Source organism: Embleya sp. NPDC020886, assembly GCF_044333915.1.
GTDB lineage: Bacteria > Actinomycetota > Actinomycetes > Streptomycetales > Streptomycetaceae > Embleya.
In genome coordinates, this window is record NZ_JBIRRX010000020.1 from 24,091 (window position 1) to 43,320 (window position 19,230).

General features: G+C 72.5%; 16 protein-coding genes. 10 read left to right on the forward strand and 6 right to left on the reverse strand.

What is annotated here, in order from left to right; all coding sequences use genetic code 11:
* Nucleotides 1-29 precede the first annotated feature (29 nt).
* Nucleotides 30-992, forward strand: coding sequence for a helix-turn-helix transcriptional regulator (locus ACH4U8_RS40800; RefSeq protein ID WP_379989793.1), 963 nt, complete (start codon nt 30-32; stop codon nt 990-992).
* 145 nt (nt 993-1,137) lie between these two features.
* On the opposite strand, the gene ACH4U8_RS40805 is transcribed toward ACH4U8_RS40800, so the two are convergent.
* Nucleotides 1,138-2,502 (reverse strand): aminotransferase class I/II-fold pyridoxal phosphate-dependent enzyme, encoded by a 1,365-nt coding sequence (locus tag ACH4U8_RS40805; RefSeq protein WP_395783257.1) that lies wholly within the window; start codon nt 2,500-2,502, stop codon nt 1,138-1,140.
* A gap of 404 nt (nt 2,503-2,906) precedes the next feature.
* Here ACH4U8_RS40805 and ACH4U8_RS40810 point away from each other — a divergent pair, with 404 nt between their 5' ends.
* From ACH4U8_RS40810 to ACH4U8_RS40835, 6 genes are all read left to right on the forward strand, one after another.
* Nucleotides 2,907-4,154 carry a sensor histidine kinase gene (locus tag ACH4U8_RS40810; protein ID WP_395783259.1) on the forward strand — a complete coding sequence of 416 codons (1,248 nt, stop codon included), beginning with the start codon at nt 2,907-2,909 and terminating at the stop codon, nt 4,152-4,154.
* A 153-nt stretch (nt 4,155-4,307) separates the two neighbouring features.
* The gene (locus ACH4U8_RS40815; protein ID WP_379989792.1) at nt 4,308-4,997 is read left to right on the forward strand and encodes a TetR/AcrR family transcriptional regulator; all 690 of its coding nucleotides are present in this window, start codon (nt 4,308-4,310) and stop codon (nt 4,995-4,997) included.
* Between the two features lie 212 nt (nt 4,998-5,209).
* Complete coding sequence (locus tag ACH4U8_RS40820; RefSeq protein ID WP_395783261.1) at nt 5,210-6,640, forward strand: amidase; 1,431 nt, start codon at nt 5,210-5,212, stop codon at nt 6,638-6,640.
* 561 nt (nt 6,641-7,201) lie between these two features.
* Complete coding sequence (locus tag ACH4U8_RS40825) at nt 7,202-8,005, forward strand: peptidoglycan-binding protein (protein WP_360322178.1); 804 nt, start codon at nt 7,202-7,204, stop codon at nt 8,003-8,005.
* A gap of 187 nt (nt 8,006-8,192) precedes the next feature.
* Nucleotides 8,193-9,179 (forward strand): aldo/keto reductase, encoded by a 987-nt coding sequence (locus tag ACH4U8_RS40830; RefSeq protein ID WP_395783263.1) that lies wholly within the window; start codon nt 8,193-8,195, stop codon nt 9,177-9,179.
* Between the two features lie 142 nt (nt 9,180-9,321).
* Nucleotides 9,322-10,815: an amidohydrolase family protein gene (locus ACH4U8_RS40835; protein WP_360322172.1), complete on the forward strand. Its 1,494-nt coding sequence runs from the start codon at nt 9,322-9,324 to the stop codon at nt 10,813-10,815.
* Nucleotides 10,816-10,851: 36 nt separating this feature from the next.
* On the opposite strand, the gene ACH4U8_RS40840 is transcribed toward ACH4U8_RS40835, so the two are convergent.
* The 5 genes from ACH4U8_RS40840 to ACH4U8_RS40860 all read right to left on the reverse strand — a co-directional run bounded on the left by ACH4U8_RS40840 (nt 10,852) and on the right by ACH4U8_RS40860 (nt 15,071).
* A complete protein-coding gene (locus ACH4U8_RS40840) occupies nt 10,852-12,123 on the reverse strand; it encodes a sensor histidine kinase (RefSeq protein WP_360322169.1) in 1,272 nt (423 codons plus the stop codon).
* Between the two features lie 408 nt (nt 12,124-12,531).
* Entirely contained in the window at nt 12,532-13,335 is an 804-nt protein-coding gene (locus ACH4U8_RS40845) for a CmcI family methyltransferase (RefSeq protein WP_395783265.1), read from the reverse strand.
* 83 nt (nt 13,336-13,418) lie between these two features.
* Entirely contained in the window at nt 13,419-13,799 is a 381-nt protein-coding gene (locus ACH4U8_RS40850; protein WP_360322166.1) for a MerR family transcriptional regulator, read from the reverse strand.
* Nucleotides 13,800-13,826: 27 nt separating this feature from the next.
* The gene (locus tag ACH4U8_RS40855; RefSeq protein ID WP_395783267.1) at nt 13,827-14,237 is read right to left on the reverse strand and encodes a nuclear transport factor 2 family protein; all 411 of its coding nucleotides are present in this window, start codon (nt 14,235-14,237) and stop codon (nt 13,827-13,829) included.
* Nucleotides 14,238-14,423: 186 nt separating this feature from the next.
* A complete protein-coding gene (locus ACH4U8_RS40860) occupies nt 14,424-15,071 on the reverse strand; it encodes a TetR/AcrR family transcriptional regulator (protein ID WP_395783418.1) in 648 nt (215 codons plus the stop codon).
* 149 nt (nt 15,072-15,220) lie between these two features.
* Between ACH4U8_RS40860 and ACH4U8_RS40865 the strand changes: the two genes are divergently transcribed.
* The 3 genes from ACH4U8_RS40865 to ACH4U8_RS40875 all read left to right on the forward strand — a co-directional run bounded on the left by ACH4U8_RS40865 (nt 15,221) and on the right by ACH4U8_RS40875 (nt 19,113).
* Complete coding sequence (locus tag ACH4U8_RS40865; protein ID WP_360322160.1) at nt 15,221-16,441, forward strand: cytochrome P450; 1,221 nt, start codon at nt 15,221-15,223, stop codon at nt 16,439-16,441.
* Nucleotides 16,442-16,461: 20 nt separating this feature from the next.
* Nucleotides 16,462-16,653, forward strand: a complete 192-nt coding sequence (locus ACH4U8_RS40870) for a ferredoxin (RefSeq protein ID WP_395783420.1) — start codon at nt 16,462-16,464, stop codon at nt 16,651-16,653.
* 195 nt (nt 16,654-16,848) lie between these two features.
* Nucleotides 16,849-19,113, forward strand: a complete 2,265-nt coding sequence (locus tag ACH4U8_RS40875) for a glycoside hydrolase family 3 C-terminal domain-containing protein (protein WP_395783269.1) — start codon at nt 16,849-16,851, stop codon at nt 19,111-19,113.
* Nucleotides 19,114-19,230 lie beyond the last annotated feature (117 nt).

Genomic DNA, 19,230 nt, shown 5'->3' on the forward strand with positions numbered 1-19,230 from the left:
GGGAATCGGCACTGCGGATAATGGGCGGCATGAACGATCGGGCCGAGGCAGCAGCGCAGGCGACGGAGGCGGAGGCAGCGGCGGAGGTGACACGAGCGGCGGAAATCGGCGGCGAGCCGATCGATCCGCGCGCCGAACTGAGCGAGTTCCTGCGCAATCGGCGAGCCCGGCTGCGTCCGGAGGACGTCGGCCTGGCCGACTCGGCCGGGCGGCATCGGCGCGTGCCGGGACTGCGCCGCGAGGAACTGGCCCGGTTGGCCGGTGTGTCGGTCGCCTACCTCACCCGGCTCGAACAGGGCCGGGGCCACAACGTGTCCGAGGAGGTCCTCGACGCCGTCGCGCGGGCCCTGCGGTTGACCGACGCCGAGGCGGAGTACCTCGACCACCTGATCCGGTGTCAACGCCGCAGGCGCACCGAACCCCCGCCGCAGCGGCAAGTGCGGGGCGCGCTCCGGGGATTGCTGGCCGCCCTGGACGGGGTGCCGGCGTACGTGACCGGGCAGCGGTCGGACATCCTGGCCTGGAACCCGATGGCGGCGGCGCTGTTCGGCGACTGGGACCGGCTGCCGGCCCGGGAACGCAACTGGGCCCGGCTGGTGTTCCTGCGCCCGGACCAGCGCGCCTTGTTCGTCGACTGGGAGGCCAAGGCCGCCGACATCGTCGGCGCCCTGCGGCTGGACGCGGGTTGCCATCCGGACGACCCGCGCCTCTCCGCCCTTGTGGGCGAACTCTCGGTCAAGAGCCGGGAGTTCCGCAGTCTGTGGGCCAGGCACGACATCCGGGAACAACACCACGGCGCGATCCGCCTGCACCACCCGCTGGTCGGCGACCTGGACCTGTCCTTCGAATCACTGCGTCTACCCGACGACTCGGAACAGTCCCTGACCATGTACCACGCCCGACCGGGCTCCCCCACGGCGGAAAACCTGCGCCTGCTTGCGAGTTGGGGCCCGGCCACGAACACGCCGGACGTGCCGACCCGCAACGCCTGAGCCCCGGGAGCCGGCACGATCCGGCTCCCGTTCCGCGCCGCCCCTCGCCCGCGTCCCGCCCCTGCGCCGAGGGGCCGGCCGGCCTCGCCGGCGGGTCGCCGTGGGTCCTCCGCGCCCGCCGTCGCAGGCGGGGGCGGGGCCGAGGTCAGGCCGGTGTTTCGAGGGGCGTGCGTCGTGCCCGCCGGTCCGGAGCCGCGGGCCGGCGGGGTGCGGTGTCGGCCAGGGTGGCGATCCGGTGGTGGGCCGGGTCGACGTGGCCGGCGCAGTCGGCGCCCAGCAGGGCGCTGCGCAGGATGTGGGTGTCGTTGCGGTCGGCGACCGCGCGCGGGTGTCGGCCCAGGAAGTCCAGGACGCGCACGTGCAGCATGCTCAGGTGGACGGGGTGTTCGGCATCCGCCGGGTCGGTGTGCACGATGTGCCGGCTGGCGGTCGCGACGGAGGACAGCCGCGGACGGGGTTCGCCGGACAGGGCCAGGTAGGTCAGGATGTCCAGTTCCGGTTCCTGATACAGCATCAGCTCCGGCTCGCCGTCGATCAGGTCGCGCCAGCGGCGGGTGTCGCGCAGTCTGCCCGCGAGCAGCCGGCCCAGGCCGTCGGGGGTCGGCGGCAGGGCGCGCAGGGTCAGCCACAGGGCCGCCGCGGTGACGTCGGAAGGAGCCTGATCGAGGCCGGATTCACCCGGGTGGGTGCCCCCATGTGGGCGGTCGCCGGTACGGACCAGCAGTACGCCGCACGCGTGCGGGTGCAGCCCCCGGCGGTGCGGGTCCACGGCCACCGAGTCGCAGTCGGCGATCGCGCGAAGGTGCCTGGCGGTGGGGGTGTCGCGCAGTTCGTCCGCGTCGACCACCAGGGTGAAGAACCCGCCGTGGGTGGCGTCCACGTGTACCCGCACGTCGTGCTCGCGGCACAGCGCCAGGATGTCGGCGATCGGGTCGACCGCGCCGAGCGTGGCGGTGCCGGCGCCGACCACGAGCGTGCCGACGGGTTCCTTGGCCAATAGCGTCGCGAGCGCGTCGACGTCGATCCGACCGGCCGTGTCGGTGCGGACCGGGTACGCCGGCACGCGCAACACATCGCACCTGCGTTCGTGTGCGGGGTAGCCGTCCGTGCCGTGTGCGATGCCGCGTTCGGGGTGGGCCTCGCGGGCCAGCCGGAGCGCCTCCAGGTTGGCCATGGCACCGCCCGAGGTCAGCCGGCCGTACGCGCAGGGCAGGCCGAACATCGCCGCCAGTTCGGCGACGACCTCCTCCGCCGGCGAGGCCGCGCCCGGATCGCCGTCGCCGATCCCCTCCTCGGCCTCGACGAGCGTGGCTGCGAGCCGGCCGATCAGCGCGGCCCGATGCGGCGGCTCGACCGGATCCCCGGTCCGGACCGGCGACGGCCGCCCGCCACGCAGCCGCGCCGCCAGGTCCACCAGGTGCGGTTCGAAACGGTCTCCGTCGCCGGCCCGCGCGTCGGCCCACGCGGACCAGGTGTCGAATGCCTCGGTCAGCCGGCGACGAGTGTCCATGATGTCCCTCCGGATGCAACGGTTTGACGGGATCGCCCGGCTGCTCGACACCCGCGACCCGGCCCCGGGGTTGGCACACCGAGGACGCCTCGTGCGGGATCGGATCGGGCGGGATGCGGGGGATCGTACCCTGGCGAAAAATCCGGATATTCAGACTTCCCGACCGACTCTCGATCATGCACAGCCGGACCCGGATGCCCGCCGGCCCGGGGACGCGCCGGACCGGTACCCCGGTCCCGAGATCGCCGTGAAGCAGGACTCGGGTCCGGGGTCGAGATCGTCACTGCGGTGGTGTGCCGCGATCACCGGACCCGATGGAATGGAGAAGGCGGCTCCATGCCCGGACCACCGACCACCGACCACCGACCATTCGACCACCGACCATCAGCTAAGGAGACCCGAGAATGGGGTCCGACCACCCGCCGGCGGCCTCGGCACTACCCGGCAGGGTCATCACCGCGAGCCGAGGCGCGGGGACGCACGCACGAGTGCGGCGCAGGTTCGCGAACCCTTTCGCGTACCGCAACGACCTGATGCTCGTGATCGCCTCCGTCGCCCTCGATTCGCTCGCCTTCGTCACGACCTCCGGGGCCGGCTCCGCCGGCGCGGCCACGGCGGTGATCGGGTTCGGATCGGCGATCGTGGGTGCCGTGGCCCTGCTCGCGCGACACCGGTATCCGATGCAGGTGTTGACCGCCGTGGCGCTGACCCAGGCGGTCTTCGTCCTGGCTACCGACATGGCCACGCACAGCTTCGGATGTGCGCTGATGATCGCGCTGTACACCGTGGCCCGGTTTCGCCCACCTCTCGACATCGGCCTCGCCGCCGGCCAGGCGGTGGCGGCCCAGTTGTTGCGGGCGCTGCCCGCCACCGGCGAGCCGTTGAGCCAGTCGATCGCGTCCGGCCTGGGCGGCGCCGTCCTGGTGGTCACGGTCGGCATCGGCACCGCCAAGTGGCAGCAACAACTGGCCATCAACCGGCAGTTGCGCGCGGACCGGGCGGTGACCGAGGAACGGCGGCGAATCGCCCGGGAGTTGCACGACATCGTGGCGCACCACATCACCACGATGTACCTGATGTCGGGAGGCGCCCGGGCGACCCTGGAGCGCGATCCCGAAACGGCCCGCGAGGCGCTGTTCACGCTGGAGGCGTCCGGGCGCACCGCGCTGGGCGAGATGCGCCAGTTGCTCGGCGTACTGCGCAGCACCGAGAACCCCGAGGAGGCGCCCTCGGAGCCGCAGCCGGGGATGCCCGAGATCCACCGGCTGATCACCGAGTCGCGCGCGGCCGGCCTGCCGATCGAGTACGAGGAGTTCGGCGAGCGGCAGCCGTTGTCGCCCGCGACCGGGCTGACCCTGTACCGGATCGTGCAGGAGGCGCTCACCAACACGCGCAAGCACTCGGGGGCCGCGCGGGCGTCGGTCCGGGTGCGGCATCTGGCCGATCGGGTGGTGCTGGAGGTGCTCGACGACGGTGTGGGCGGCTCGGCGCCGCCGAGCGGTATCAGCGGCAGCGGCTACGGCCTGATGGGCATGCGCGAGCGGGTGGCCCTGCACGGCGGCACCCTGGAGGCCGGGCACCGCCCCGAAGGGGGCTTCCGCGTCGTCGCCGACGTACCCCTGCCGCCGAGCGAACCCGCCTGGTCGGGCTGACCCCGAAGCGGTCGTCGGCTGGCGGCGTCGGGTGCGGGCGTCGGGTGGGTCGGTGGGTCGATATCGTGTGGGGCGCCTCGGGGTCCTGGCGGGGCGCCGTGGTGGTTCGTCGACCCGGGCCTGGGTGCCTCGGTGACCGGTGGGGAGTGGGTTGTGGCGCCTGATCCGGAGCCGACGCGGCGGAAGCTGATCGACGCGGCCACCCTGTTGTTCGCCGAGCGCGGCGTCGGTGCGGTCTCCCGGGCCGAGATCGGGCGCGCGGCGGGTCAGCGGAACACGGCGGCGCTGGTGTACCACTTCGGCAACCTGGACGGGATCCTGCGGGTGATCCTCGACGATCATGTCGAGCGGATCCGGGAACGACGCCTGGCCCTGCTCTCGGCCGCGATGACCGAATCGCCGACCGCCGTGCGGCCCGTGATCGAGGCTTTGGTACGGCCGATCGCCGACCTGCTGATCGGCGACTGGCGGGATCGGGCGCACCTGCGGATCCATGCCGAGGTGACCAACCAGGTGTGGTCCACCGCCGAAGTACGGGAGTTGTCGCGGCGCGGCGGCGCGGACGAGGCGCACCGCGAGTTGGCCCGTCGTTGCCCGGGGATCCCGGCGGACGTGCGACGCGAACGCGATCTGCTGGTCGCGGCGTTCGTCGCGCGCGCCTCGGGAGCGCGGGCCCGGGCGCTGGCCGAGGGGCGCGCACCGGGCGACTTCCCGCTGTCCCACCCCCGATTCGTCGCCAACCTGATCGACGTCGGGGTCGCGGCGGTGACCGCCCCGGTGAGCGACGAGGTGCGGGGCGAGGCGCACGACGAGGTGCGGGAGGATGGGCGCGAGGCCGGGTAGCCCGCCCCCGTTCCCTCGCGGTAACCCGCCGACCCGGCGACCCGACGTGTCCCTGCGCCCCGACGTCCCTGCGCCCCGGCGACACCCGGAACCGGCCCCGACCGATCCGCCGAACCCTGATGAATCAATTCCCCACGCTTTGCATCTTGTCAATTTAACTCGCGCTAGTTAACTTCTCCGGGACGCAATTCTCCGAATTCACAGGGGCCCGAATGGACACCGACGAACTCCTGGACCGACACGACGCGGTCGGCCTGGCCGACCTGGTCCGGACCGGCCACCTCTCCCCGCACGAGCTCCTGGACGCGGTGGCGGCGCGCGTCGCCACGCGCAACCCGGTCGTGAACGCCGTCGTCTCGACGCGCCTCGACCAGGCACGCCGGGAGATCGACCGCGGCCTGCCCGACGGCCCCCTGCGCGGCGTGCCGTTCGCGCTCAAGGACATCGGCTGCGATATCGCGGGCCTGGCCACCACCAACGGTTCACGCCTGTTCGCCGACGCGATCGCCGAGCGGGACGGCGAGTTGGCCACCCGCTACCGGCGCGCCGGCCTGGTCCTGATCGGCAAGACGAACACCTCGGAATTCGGCAAGAATTCCAGCACCGAACCGCGCCTGCACGGCCCCACCCGCAACCCCTGGCGCACCTCGCACTCGGCGGGCGGCTCGTCCGGCGGATCCGCAGCCGCGGTCGCCGCCGGCATCCTGCCGGTCGCGCACGCCAACGACGGCGGCGGCTCGACCCGCATCCCGGCCTCCTACTGCGGCCTGTTCGGCCTCAAGCCGTCCCGAGGGCGGGTCCCCGACGACCAAGGGGAGAGTGCGCTCGCATATCCGTTCGCGGCCAACCACGCGGTGACCAGGACCGTCCGGGACAGCGCCGCGCTCCTGGACGCGGTGGCCGGACCCAGGTGGGGGGACGCCCACCCGGAACTGCCCCCGCCGAGCGAGGGATCGTTCCTGGCCGCCCTGCGCACCCCACCCGGCCGGCTCCGGATCGGCGTGACCCCCGGCAGCGCGGCCGACCACCCCACCGCGGTCGACGCGGTGGCCCGGGTCGCCGGCGTCCTGGCCGACCTGGGACACCACGTCGAGGAGGCCGCGCCCGCCTGGGATACCGCCGCCGCGTCCCGGGCGGCGGGCGTGGTGATGGCCGCCTCGGTCGCCGCGCAGATCCAGGACCGCCTCACCGTGCTGGGTCGGGACCTGGCCGAGGACGACGTGGAGCCGTTCACCCGCTTCCTGCACGACCGCCTGGCCGGCAGCACCGCCGTGGACCTGCACCGCGCGCTGCGCACCGCCGAGCGGACCGGCCGCCAAATAGCCCCATTCTTCGCGGAGTTCGACATCTGGCTGTGCCCCACGGTCGCCGTCCCGGTGCCCCGCCTGGGCGTCCTGGACACGGCCGATCCGGCATCGATGATCCGCAACGCACCGGCCACCGTCACCTATACCCAGGTCTTCAACATCTGCGGCCTCCCCGCCGCGAGCGTCCCGGCCGGATTCGACCCGGCCGGCCTGCCGGTCGGCGTGCAGATCGGCGGCCGGATGGGCGCCGAAGCCGTACTCCTGCAACTCGCGGCACAACTGGAGACCGCGATCCCCTGGCCCTGGCAGGCCCCTTGGCCCGCACCCGGCGCGTGAGCACCGGGGCTGCCGGCCCCGGCTGCTCGGGACTGTAGGCCGGGCACGACGCACCCCGAAGGCGAGAGCGGGCGCGGGCCGAGCGGCGCGGATCGGGTGGTTCGGTGGCCCCAGCGCACCTGCACCGACCGCGCGCGTCATCGGCGTTCGCGTCCGCCCTCGCCTCCGTCGCCTGCCGGCGGCGCGGCGTACTCCCCCTTCGGCCGCACGCTCGGCACCCCCCGCGGGCGAGCCGCGCGGTCCACTGGTCGCGAAACGCGCTGCGGCCATCCTCGCGCCGACCTCGGGACCCGCGAAATCCCATATTTCTGGGAGGAATTCGGGAACCCTTCGACAACGGCCGGTGTGATCATACGACGATCCGACTACTGATCGTCATCGAACATACACTCGCGGTACACATCGCAGGTCACGGGGTATGACCGAATCGACGTCATTGTGCGCCTCGTGCCGGTCGCGGGGCGCGCCCGAGGTGCGGCCGGGCCCACCGGAACGGGGCCTCCCGCCTCGGCCGTCGTGTATACGTTCCGCCCGGCGTGAAACGTGAAATGGGGGGCGTCCATGGCTACATGGGACGACCTGATCGCACATCTGCAAGCCGTCCCCGAGGGTGTCTACGAGGGCTGGGACGCCCAGGACGGGTACGACAATCACACCAAGTGGGGCCGAGAATTCGGCGAGGACGGCGTCCCGTGGTGCGTCATCTTCGACTGGTGCATGTACAACGACGTCGGTCTCGCCCACCTGGTGCCCAAGGTGGACAACGTGTCCGCGTTCGCCGACTGGGCGCGGGCTCGCAATCAGTGGTCGGAGTACCCGAGTTGGGGCGCGTGGGTCGACTTCGGCAACGGGGCGCACACCGAGATCGTGGTGCGCTTCGACGACGTGCACGTCTACACGAAGGGCGGCAACACCATCCCGACCGGTGGCGACGCGGGCCAGGGCAACGGCGTGTACTCGCACACGTTCCGCCGCACCGATCCGCGGGTGACCGGCTATCTCGCGCCCCGTTTTCCGGACGGATGCCCACCCACCGCGGATCCGCACGATCCGCGCGGCGGCGCGCCGAGCACCGGGAGACCCTCGGTCGCCCTCGCGAACGTGATCGACTCGGCCCGGCTCGACCCGCCCGCGGCACAGGGCGCCGCGGCGCATCGCACCGACGTACTGCTGGTCGAACAGGCGCTCCAGGCCGAGGGGTTGCTCGCGTCCGGCCTGGTCGACGGGTCCTACGGCACCGCGACGATCCGGGCGTACGCGGCCTACCAGCGCCGGCTGGGCTTCTCCGGCACCGACGCCGACGGCATCCCGGGCCAGAGCTCGCTGACCCGCCTCGGCCGGCAGCACGGCTTCCGCGTGAGCTGACCTCCCCCGACGCGTGCCGACCGACGAATCCGACGACCGAAGGAGGCCCGTACGACGACGCGAAGCGCGCGGCGAGCGCACCGGCGCCGCGCGTTTCGCCGTCGTGGGTTGACCTGGAGTGCGCTCCAGGTAGTTGACTCCCGTTCCGGGCCCGAGACGACGGGCCCCGGAACGGGAGGGAAAACCCATGAAGTACCGCACCATAGGCAGCGATCCGAGCACCCGGCGCGAGGTGAGCGTGCTCGCGCTCGGTGCGATGCTCTTCGGCACCCGGACCGACGAGCGAACCTCCTTCGCGGTGTTGGACCACTACGTCGAGGCCGGTGGCACCTTCATCGACACCTCCGACAACTACGCGTTCTGGGAGGACGGCGGCGTCGGCGGCCAGAGCGAGGCGCTGCTCGGGCGCTGGCGGCGCAGCCGCGGCGTCGGCGACGAGATCGTGATCGCCACCAAGCTCGGCGCCGCCCCACTGGCACCGGGCACCGGCTTCCTCGACAACCCCGAGGGCCTGTCCGCGAAGGTGATCCGCGAGGCGGCCGAGCGCAGCCGCGAACGACTGGGCGTGGATCGGCTCGACCTGCTCTACGCGCACATCGAGGACCGGACCGTGCCGCTGCGCGAAACCGTCGAGGGTTTCGGCGAGTTGGTCCTGGAGGGCACGGTCGGGCTGTTGGGCGTGAGCAACCACGCGATGTGGCGGGTGGAGCGGGCCCGCGCGCTGGCGGCGGCGGCCGGGGTGCCCGGCTACGAGGTGTTGCAGTACCAGCACAGCCACCTGCGGCCCCGCTACGACATGCCCGGCGCGCTGTTCCCGGACGGCAGCCTCGGGCACGCCGGCCCCGACCTGCTCGGCTACCTGCGGGCCGAGCCGGAGCTGACCCTGGTCGCCTACTCGCCGCTGTTGGGCGGTGCCTACGAACGCGCGGACAAGCCGCTGCCGCCGGACTACGACCACCCGGGCACACCCGCGCGGTTGGCGGTGCTGCGCGAGGTGGCGAAGGAGACCGGGGCCACGGTGAACCAGGTGGTGCTGGCCTGGCAGTCGGGCGGCCCGTTGCCGATCGTCCCGCTCGCCGGCGCCTCCTCGGTCGAGCAGTTGGCGGAGAACCTGGCCGCGGTGGACCTGGAACTGTCCCCGGACCAGCGCGCCCGACTGGACGCGGCGCGGTAGCCGGCCCGCCACGACCGGTCCCACTCGCGCGCTATCGCGATCCGGCTCGCGATGTGCTGGTCGGAGTACACGAAGACGCGCCCGGGATTTCGGTCGCCCGGACGGATCCGCCGCGGCATCGCAGTGCCTACGCTCTCGTGTCATGACGCCATCAGCCGCTGTGCCGTCCGGGACCCACGACCTCGTACTGCGGGGCGGTCGCGTGCTCGATCCGGAAACCGGGTTCGACGCGATCGCCGACGTGGGCGTGACCGCCGGCGCGATCAGCGCCGTCTCCCGGGAGCCACTGACCGGTCTGCGCACACTGGACGCGCGAGGTCTGGTGGTCGCCCCGGGCTTCATCGACATGCACAGCCATTCGCACGACGTGGCCGGCCACCGGCTCCAGGCCCTGGACGGGGTCACCACCGCGCTCGACCTGGAAGCCGGCCTGTCGCCGGTCGACGAGGGCTATCGGCAGGCGGGCGCCGAGGGCCGGCCACTCAACTACGGCTTCTCCGCGTCCTGGTGCCAGGCCCGGATGACGGCCGTCGGCGGGCTTCCGCACGGTGGTGGCATGGGCGTCGCGCTCGCCCAGCTCGGCACGACCGCGTGGCAGCGCGAGGCGGACGACCGCCAGGTGGACGAACTGCTCGAACTGCTGCGCCGGGACCTCGCCGCCGGGGCGCTCGGGATCGGGATCGTGGTCGGCTACGCGCCTCGGGTCAAGCCCGAGGAATACCTGGCGGTCTCGCGGTTGGCCGCGGATGCGGGCCGCCCGACGTACACGCACGCCCGCAACCTGGTCGAGCAGGACGAGCACACCCTCGTCGACGGCGCCGAGGAGATCGCCCGCGCGGCGGCCGAGACCGGTGTGCACGCGCACTACTGCCACGTGCAGTCCACGTCGCTGCGGCACAGCGACCGGGTGATGCGGCTGATGGACGACGTACGCGCCGAAGGCGGCCGGGTCTCCACCGAGGTCTACCCCTACGGCGCCGGGATGACGGCCATCGGCGCGGCCTTCCTCGCCCCCGAGAACCTCGGCTGGGCCGACATCAAACCCTCCGACATCGTCTACGCCCCCACCGGCGAACGCCCGGCCGATGCCGCGCGGTTGCGCGAGTTGCGCGCCAAGGACCCGGGCGGCCTGGCCGTCGTGCACTTCCTGGACGAGACCGACCCGCACGATCGCGCGTTCGTGGACCGGGCCCTGCTGCATCCGGACAGCGTGGTCGGCTCCGACGCGATGCCGTTGACCTGGACGAACGGGCCGGCCGACCCGATGGCCTGGCCGCTGCCGCCGAGCGCGATGACCCACCCGCGCACCTCGGGTACCTTCTCGAAGGTGCTGCGCCGCTACGTGCGCGAACAGGGCGCGCTGACCCTGATGGACGCGGTCGCGCGCAGCAGCTTCGGGCCCGCGCGCATCCTCCAGGACAGTGTGCCCTCGATGCGGCGCAAGGGACGGGTGCAGGCCGGCTGCGACGCGGACCTGATCGTCTTCGACCCGGACACCGTCACCGACCAGGCCACCTACGAGCACAGCACGCGCCCGTCCACCGGCTACGCCCATGTCCTGGTCGGCGGTGTACCCGTGGTGCAGGACGGCGTCCTGTGCCTCGACGCCCTCCCGGGCACCGCGGTCCGGGTCTGACCCCACGACGGTCGCCGCCGGGGGAAATCGGAGATCCTAGCCGCCCGGCGGCGGTGGCGACGTGCTCAGGGGCAGGGTCAGGTGCACGCGGAAGCCGCCGTCCGGGCATGGGCCGGCGGTGAGCGTGCCGCCGAGGATCTTGGCTCGTTCCCGCATGCCGATCAGGCCGTGGCCGGTGCCCGGGCCGGCCTGCGGTCGGGGTGCGTCGGCGCGCGCGTCGTCGTTGGCGATGCTGACGCAGAGCCGGTCGGACAGGTGCCGTATCCGGACGTCGGCGCGGGGCGTCCCGGCGTGCTTGACCACATTGGTCAACGCCTCCTGGACGATGCGGTAGACGCACAGTTCGAGGCCGGGGGCCAGGTGCCTCGGCACGCCCTCGGTGGTCAGCGCGACGGTGACCCCGACCGTGCCCATGCGCTCGGCCAGATCGGCGAGTCGGTCCAGCCCGGGCATCGGATCGGCGGCGCCGTCGACGCCGTCGGCCCGCCGGTCCGCGCCCCCGCCGTCCTCGTCGAAGTCGACCCGAAGCAGCGACAACAACCGGCGCATCTCGTCCAACGCGTCCCGCCCGACCTCCCCGATCACGTCCAGCGCGGCGCGCGCCGCGCGGGGATCGGAGTCGAAGACGTACGAGGCCAGGCCCACCTGCACGGTGATCACCGACATGTGATGTGCCACCACGTCGTGCAACTCTCGGGCGATCCGGACCCGTTCGTCGACGATCGCCCGCCGGGCGCGTTCCTCCTGTTCGCGTTCCAATCGTGCGGTCAGCAGGATCAGTTGTCGATTGCGCTGCGCGAGTCTGCGGATGGCGTCGCCGATCACCAGCGCGAACATCGGGACGAGCACGGCCTGGGCGAGCACCAGCGCGAGCCCCAACCTGCCCCGCACCCCGCTGTAGGCGACCACGACGGCGACGAACCCGGCCCCCATGGCGGCGCTCCGCGGCGGCCGCAGGCCGGCCACGGTCACCAGGGCGATCACCGGCGCCCAGAAGTTCAACGAAGGTTGGTAGCCGGCGGCCAGGTACACCACGTAGATCGACCCGGAGGCGATCAGCACCGGTACCGGAGCGCGCCGGCGCAGCGCGAGTGGCAACACCAGGGCGCAGGTCAGCAGGTACGCGGTCGCGTCGAAGCGCGCCCATCCGTCGGGGTGGAACTGCTGCCCGGCCACGCACCCCCCGGCGGCCATCGCCACCGCCAGGATCGCGTCGACCACCCCCGGGGCCGGGCGCCGGATCAGCGCCCGGACGTGGCCACGCCCGGGCCGTTCCCGGCGCGAGCCGCGCGGCCTGTCGCCGAACACTGGGCCTCCGGCTCCGCCGCCCGGTGGGCGGTACCCGTTCGTTCCTGCCCGGCTCGTTCACGCCGGGCCCGCGACGGTCGACGGAAGGCGGGACGGATCCCGGTGGTCCGCACCGAGCCCCCGTCGCCCGAGCCCCCGTACCCCGCGCCGCGTCCACGTCCTACCGCCCGCACCGCGCTTCCGTCTCCCGTCGACCACCCCGCGCCACCGCCCGGCGTCCTTCGACGCCGCCCGGCCGAGCACAACGTTAGGGACCCGGCGTCGGCTCGACATTCCCCCCTCGGATGACAACCGGATCGAACCCCGGCGGTATACCCCGCGCCGACTCCACCCGTCGCGGTATGCCGTTCGTGCCCGCCGCGCCGCGCGCACCCGGCCGGCAACCGGCAGCGGGGGCGCCGCGGCGGATCAGCAGGCGTGCGCGGTCCGTTGCAGCCACCCGTGCGGGTGGCTGGTGACGCCGTAGAGTTCCAGGTCGCGCCGAGTGGTGAAGGCACTGCCCTGTTCGCCGGCCAGCCAGTCGGCGACGGCGGGCAACACGCCGCCCGGCATGCCGGGCGGGCACAGGTCCGGGTCGTCGACGATGCCGTCCTCGACGACGAAGAACCCGCCCGTCGGGACCAGATGCGCGAAGTTGCGCAGCGCGGCGATGGTCGTGGCGTATTCGTGCAGGGTGTCCTCGACCACCAGGCAACGCGCACCGGGCGGGACCAGGTCCGCGACGCGGTCGGCGAGCCCCGGGTCGGTGACGTCGCCGGCCACCAGGGTGATCTCCCGGTCGAAGGCCGGATCGGCGGCCCGGAGCAGCCCGGCGGCGCGGTCCTGGTCGAGGTCCACCGAGATCACCCGGATCGCCTCGGGGACGCGCCCGTAGCCGGCCTGGGTACGCAACCGGTCGCGGAACCACAGGGCCGAGCCGCCCAGATGGGTGCCCAGTTCCACCACCACCTGCACACGGGCGGACCACAACACATGCTCGAACACGCGCAGATCCTCGGGAAACTTCTTGATCCGCAGCCCGGCGTACCAGTCCCGGACGTGCTGTCGCCCACGGGCGCGCCGGTACTCCAGCAGTGTCGTCCCATGGTCGGCGGTGACGGTCGGCGGCAGGTGTGCGGCCTCGCTGTGATCGGTGATGGTGATCCTCTCCTGTCCCGTGTCTCGACGGGTCGGGTCACGGACCGGGCGCGGACGGCTCGGCCCGCGTTCCATTGAAGAGGCGGATTTCCGATTCGGGCGGCCTTTTACCGATCGTTTCACCATGATTGGGGCAATCGACGCCCGGCCGTGGGGGATCAGTCCGGGAGGATGGAGCGGTACCAGTCGATCTTGCCCCGCAGGTGTCCCTGCTGGGTGCGCAACAGCGCGATCTGTCGCTCGACGGCGGTGTCGTGTTGTTCCAGCAGGGCTATCCGCTCGGCCAGTGACTCCTTGTCCCCCGTGCGCGCCAGTTCGGCGTAGCGCCGCATGTCCGCGATCGGCATGCCGGTGTCGCGCAGGCAGCGCAGGATGCCGAGCCATTGCAGGTCGTCCTCGGTGAAGCGGCGGTGGCCGCTGGGCGCCCGGTCCACGTCGGAGAGCAGGCCGATGCGTTCGTAGTAGCGCAGGGTGTCCAGGCTGAAGCCGGATCGTTCCGCCGTCTCGGCCGGGGTCAGGTAGCGCGTCACGGTGGTCATGAGCGCATTGTGCCCGCAGTGCACGTGTCACGGGGACTTGCTGTAGCCCAGGGCCTCGACGATGCGTCCGTCGCGGATCTGCATCAGGTTGACGCCCGCCACCCACGCGGTGTCCGCGTGTGCGTCGCCGAAGACCTCGTTGACCGGGCCGGCCCCGAAGGACACGTGCCACTTGATCACCGCGCGATCCCCGAACACGTACACGTCCTGCGGCTCGAAGTCGGTACCGGCGTCCGCCGCCAGGTCCTGCCAGAACCCCAGGCATGCGTCCAGGCCCTCGTAGCGGGTGCCCTCGGGGGCCGGTTGCACGCTCACCATCACGCAGTCGTCGGCGACCAGACCGACCAGCAGTGCCGGGTCGTGGGTGGTGAACGCGTCGTTGAACCGGGCGATGACCTCGGCGGTGCTCGGGGTCGTGGTGGTGGTGGTGTCCGACATGGTGGTTACTCCCGTACTCCTCGACGAGGCGCGGTCGTGTGCCCTCGTGCCTGCTTCCGATGATGACCGGCTCACCCGTCGCTCGCGGCGGGCCGTGAAAGCAATCCTGCGACCGCCGCGCGACCCGAACAATTCCCTCCGGGGAATGAGCGGACGACGCAACCTCCCGCAGCGGTCCGGGTGTTGCTACCGTGTGGGGCCGTGTCCCGGCGCCGGGCGCAGGAGCAGCGGCAGGTAGACGTCGTCCACGATGTCGCGGATGACGGCGTCGTCGACGGGTGCCCCGAACAGCAGGATCTCGTTGCGCAGCAGGTCGGTCGCCACCGTGGCGCGGCGCGAGGTCGGCATCGTTGGCTCGATCTCGCCACGCTCGACCGCCCGTTCCAGGATGGCCCGGACCGACGAGGGGCCGGCGGTGTGGAAGCGGGCGTGGATCAGCCGGGCGAGTTCGGCGTCGCGACCCGTCTCGGCCAGCAGGCCGCGCAGGATCTCGCCGAGCGGACCGGCCAGTTTGGCGGAGATGCGCTCCAGGAGCGTGATCATGTCGCTGCGCAACGCCCCGGTGTCGGGCGGGTCGACGTCCGACACGCCGGGCAACTTGAGCGCGTCGACGACCAGTTCGGCCCGACCGGACCAGCGGCGGTACAGCGTGGCCTTGCCGGTGCGGGCGCGCGCGGCCACCCGCTCCATGGTCAGGGCCGGGTAGCCCACCTCGACCAGCTCCGCCAGGGTCGCGGTCAGGATGGCCGACTCCAGTTCCTCGCCGCGCCGACGCGGCCCCTTGCGGTGGTCGATTGCCGCTTCGACCGCGATCCGACCGACTTTGGGTGACAGTTCGACTCCCTTGAGTCATGGAGAGACCGTTGCGTTCCCTGATCGAGGAGCCTAGCCTCCCAAGCAGAGAACCATTCGTTCTCTATGCGATCGGCGAATCCGATCATGCCCAACCATGCCCAATCCATGCGATGGCTGCGAGGGGATCGATGAACGAGACCGCTGCGACCTTTCGAACCGGACAGGCTCCCACCTACCCGAGCAACCGAACCTGCCCCTACCGACTCCCCGACTCCTACAACAGGCTGCGCGACCAACCGGGTTCGTTGCAGCGGGTGACCCTGTACGACGGCCGTCCGGTCTGGGTGGTGACCCGGCACGAGACGGCCCGCAGGTTGCTGGCCGACCCACGCCTGTCCTCCGACCGCACCCACCCCCACTTCCCGGCGACCTCGCCCCGCTTACGCGCGCTGAGCGACCGGCACCCGGGATTCATCAGCCTGGACCCGCCCGAGCACGGCCCCCGGCGGCGGATGACCATCGCCGAGTTCACCGTCCGGCGGATCAAGGGCATGCGCCCGGACGTCGAGCGCATCGTGCACGGCGCGATCGACGACCTGTTGGCCGCGGGCCCGCCCGCCGACCTGGTCGAGTTGTTCGCCCTGCCGGTGCCCTCGATGGTGATCTGTCGACTGCTCGGCGTCCCCTACGCGGACCACGACTTCTTCCAGGACGCGAGCCGGCGACTGCTCCAGGCCACCGACGGCGCGGACGCCCTCGCCGCACGCGACCGGCTCGAACGCTATCTGGACGAACTGGTCACCACCTTCGAGGCGAAACCCGGGCCGGGCCTGGTGTCCACCCTGGTCACCGAACAGCTCGCGACCGGCGCGATCGAGCGGGAGGAGCTGATCTCGACCGCGATCCTGCTGCTCGTCGCCGGTCACGAGACCACCGCGTCGATGACCTCGCTCAGCGTGATCACCCTCCTCGAACACCCCGATCAACACGCCGCGTTGCGCGCCGATCCCACGCTCGTGCCGGGCGCCGTCGAGGAATTGCTGCGCTACCTGGCCATCGCCGACCTCGCGGGCGGCCGGTTCGCCACGGCCGACATCGAGATCGACGGTCAGCTCATCCGGGCCGGCGAAGGGGTGGTCGTCACCAACTCCATCGCCAACCGCGACGGTTCGGTGTTCGAGGACCCGGACACCTTCGACGTGCGCCGCTCGGCCCACCAGCACATCGCCTTCGGCTACGGCGTGCACCAGTGCCTGGGGCAGAACCTGGCCCGCCTGGAACTGGAGATCATCCTCACCGCCCTGTTCGAGCGCATTCCGACCCTGCGTACGGCCGTTCCGATCGAACAACTGACGCTGCGCCCGGGCACCACGATCCAGGGCGTCAACGAACTCCCGGTCACCTGGTGAGCGACGCGAAGGCGACCGGCCTGCACGTCACCGCCGACCGCACCGTGTGCGTCGGCGCCGGCCTGTGCGCACTGACCGCCCCCGAGGTCTTCGACCAGGACGACGACGGCCTGGTCACCGTCCTGACCCCCGATCCGGCCGCCGCGCTGCACCGCGGCGCCCGCCAGGCCGGCCGGCTGTGCCCGTCCGGCGCCATCCGCACCGTCGAATAGCCCGCCCGGGACCGGGCCGCGCGGGCGGCCCGGTCCCGGTGGCCCGGCCCGTGCCCGGTGATCGACTCCCCCTCGGCGACGTCGGGCACCCTTGACCATCAAAACCGATCACCATATGGTTTTTACCGATCGCCGGCCGGCTTTCGTGGCGGGCAGCAGCCCGAGCCACCCAGGGACCCATCGATCGGAGTCGCCATGGCCGCGCACGACCTCACCCTGACCGACAAGGCCGCGTTGACCAGCGGCCTGGGCCAGATGACCACCAAGCCGATCGAACACGCGGGCATCCCGTCGGTCACCATGTCCGACGGCCCGCACGGGCTGCGCCTACAGCACCCCGACCACGAGCCCGGGCAACTCGACCTGCGCCCCGCCACCCCCGCCACGTGCTTCCCGCCCGCCGTCGCGCTGGGCAGCAGTTGGGACCTGGACCTCGCGCACCGCGTCGGCGCCGCACTCGCCGCCGAGGCCGCCGCACACGGCATCGGCGTCCTGCTCGGCCCCGGCATCAACATCAAGCGTTCGCCGCTGTGCGGGCGCAACTTCGAGTACTTCGCCGAGGATCCGACCCACTCCGCCGAATTCGGCGGCGCGGTGATCCGCGGCCTCCAGGAGAACGGCACCGGCGCGACGCTCAAGCACTACGCGGCCAACAACCAGGAAACCGACCGCATGCGGGTCAGCGCGGACATCGACGAACGTCCGCTGCGCGAGATCTACCTGCGCGCCTTCGAACGCATCGTGCGCCGCGACAAGCCGTGGGCGGTGATGTGCGCGTACAACGGCGTCAACGGCGTGACCCTGTCCGAGAACACCCGGCTGCTCACCGACATCCTGCGCACCGAGTGGGGCTTCGAGGGTCTGGTGATGTCCGACTGGGGCGCCGTGCGCAACCGGGTCGCCGCGCTGCGCGCCGGACTCGACCTGGAGATGCCGCCGACCGGCGGCCGGACCGACCGCGAAGTGGTCGCCGCGGTCACCGCCGGCGAACTCGACGAGGCGGTGCTCGACCGGGCCGTCGAACGGCTCGTGCACTTCGCCCACCGGGCCGCGCGGCCCGCCGGCGACGGCTCGACCGCGCCGTACGACGAACACCACCGTCTCGCCGGCGAGGTCGCCGACCACAGCATCGTGCTGCTGCGCAACGAGGGTCCGCTGCTGCCCCTGGACCCCGGCTCGGGCACCGTGGCGGTGATCGGCGAACTCGCCCGCACCCCGCGCTTCCAGGGCGGCGGCAGCTCCCAGGTCACCCCCACCCGGGTGGACATCCCGCTCGACCACATCCGCGAACTCGCCGACGGCGCCCACGTCGAGTTCGCCCCCGGCTATCCGCTCGCCGACGGCCCCGAACCCGACGCCGACCCGACCGAGGTGGCCGACCGGGCGGTGCGCCTGGCCGCCGCGAGCGACACCGTCGTGCTCTTCCTCGGCCTCGCCCAACAGGACGAGTCCGAGGGCTTCGACCGCGACCACATCGACCTGCCCGCCGACCAACTCGCCCTGCTCCACCGGGTCCTGGCGGTCAACCCGCGCGTGGCGGTGGTGCTCTCCAACGGCGGCATCGTGCGCACCGCGCCCTGGCACGATCGGGTGCCCGCGCTCGTCGAGGGTTTCCTGCTCGGCCAGGCCGGCGGCGGCGCCCTGGCCCGGGTGCTCTTCGGCGCGGTCAACCCCTCCGGCAAGCTCGCCGAGACCATCCCGCTGCGCCTGGAGGACTCCCCCAGCTTCCTGACCTTCCCCGGCGCGGAGGGCCACGTGCGGTACGGCGAGGGGGTGTTCGTCGGCTACCGGGGCTACGACGCGGCCCGCGTCGAGGTCGCCTTCCCGTTCGGACACGGCCTGTCGTACACCACCTTCGCCTATCGCGAGCTGAGCGTGGCCGGCGCCGACGACGGCGCCGGGATCGTGGTCCGGGTGACCGTCGCCAACACCGGCGAACGGGCCGGCCGCGAGGTGGTACAGATCTACTCCGCGGCGCCCGCCGGCTCGCCGGTGGAACGCCCGATCCGCGAACTGCGCGGGTTCGCCTCGGTCCGCCTCCAGCCGGGCGAGAGCCGCGAGGTGACGATCGAGTTCCCCCGCGCCGACCTGGCCTACTTCAGCGTGCGCGACCGGTGTTGGCGGATCGAGGGCGGTACCTACCGGATCGAGGCCGCCGCATCCTCGCGGGACGTGCGACTGTCCGCCGAACTGGCCGTCGCCGCCGACGCGGACACCGCCGAACTGGACGTGCGCAGCACCCTGGGCGAGTGGCTGGCCCACCCGATCGGCGGCCCGCTGCTGCTGGAACGACTGGCCCGATCCAACGCCGGCCTCACCAGCCGGCTGGCGGACGACGCGACGTTGCGGCGGGCCGCGCACAACGTCCCGCTGGAGGTGGTCGCCGACTTCGCCGGCGGCCTGATCGGCCGGGACGAACTGGCGGCGCTCGCCGACCGGGTCGCCGAGGCGACGGGCTGAGACCGGAGCGCGAACGACGGCGGGTGGGGCGCCCCGGTACCGGGGCGCCCCCCCCGCCGGCCGGTCAGGCGCCGTTGGCCGGTGCCGGGGCCAGCCCGGGCAGCAAGGGCTTGACCG